The following is a 1,186-nucleotide window of genomic DNA, read 5'->3' as shown; positions in this document are numbered from 1 at the left end:
GAGCTATTGTCAAATCTAGTGTCTGAGCCGGTGATTACGCGGCGACCGAGTTCATGGTGTTCGGGTCCATGCCATCAATAAACTGAATCCCTTCGATGACCTTCGGCAACTGTTTGAATCCTCGCACACGACGCCACGTCTTCTCGGCACACTGGCCGAGCTTGAACATCATGTGGAGCATGCCATCCCGTGTCAGACAGCCCTTCGTCCGGATGGTTCGAGGCCGAATCGTCCCAAAGGTCGATTCAATTGGATTCGTCGTGCGCAGACTCGGCCACTGCTCGGCGGGAAAGGCATAGAAGGTCAGCAATGCTTCCCGATCTTTCTGCAAACAGGCGGTGGCCTTCGGATACTTCACGTCATACGTGTTGATGAAGACATCGAACGCGTCCTCTGCGGTGGCTTTAGTTGGGGCCTGCCAGATTTCAGGTAAGGCCTGTTTCGCCTTCGGCTGCACACTTTGGGGCAAGGCATTCAAGACATTCCTCGTCTTATGGCACCAACACCGTTGCTGCTGCGTGCTTGGATATATTTCTTCCAAGGCCCCCCAGAAGCCCATGGCCCCATCGCCGATGGCCAAGGCCGGAGCGGTCAGCCCTCGCGCTTTCAGCGTTAACAGGACTTCCCGCCAACTCTGGGGGGATTCGCGAATCTCGTCTTCGATCGCCAAGAGATGCTTCTCCCCCTGGGCATTCATGCCAATGACGACCAACGCACACAACCGCTGCGTCTCGGCTCGTAAGCCACTATAGATGCCATCCACCCAGAGATAGACCCACTGGTCCGCATCCAGGCGCCGGTGCCGCCAGATGGCGTATTCCTCCCGCCAGACCTGCTTGAGCCGAGCCACCGTACTGGCAGACAGCCCCTTGGCTTCCGGGCCCACTAACGCTTCGAGGGCCACCTGCATCTCCCCCGTCGAAATGCCTTTCAAATACAGCCACGGGATGGCCGCTTCCAGACTGGCCGTCTTGCGCACATACGGCGGCACCAAGGCTGAATGAAACCTCACCGGGTCGCCCTGGCGACTGCGCACTTTAGGCACCCGTACCGGCACGGGCCCCATGCCCGTTTGAATAACGCGTTCGGGATGAGGGCCGCTGAGGACAACCCTCGCATGCCCTTGCTCATCCCGTTGATCCGCATAGGTGGCCAAAAGTTCCGTCGCCTCCACCTTCAGCGCCTG

At 58.9% G+C, this 1,186-nt stretch carries 1 protein-coding gene; it reads right to left on the bottom strand.

The window, feature by feature from the left end; all coding sequences use genetic code 11:
- Window positions 1-34: 34 nt before the first annotated feature.
- Window positions 35-1,186, bottom strand: a 1,152-nt coding sequence (locus tag ACTRXD_RS00040) for an IS256 family transposase (protein ID WP_442429844.1), incomplete at its 5' end; no start/stop codon positions are given.

Origin of the sequence: Nitrospira sp. T9 (genome assembly GCF_052156535.1) — a bacterium.
Lineage (GTDB): Bacteria > Nitrospirota > Nitrospiria > Nitrospirales > UBA8639 > Nitrospira_E.
This window is presented reverse-complemented; position numbering and strand designations above follow the sequence as displayed.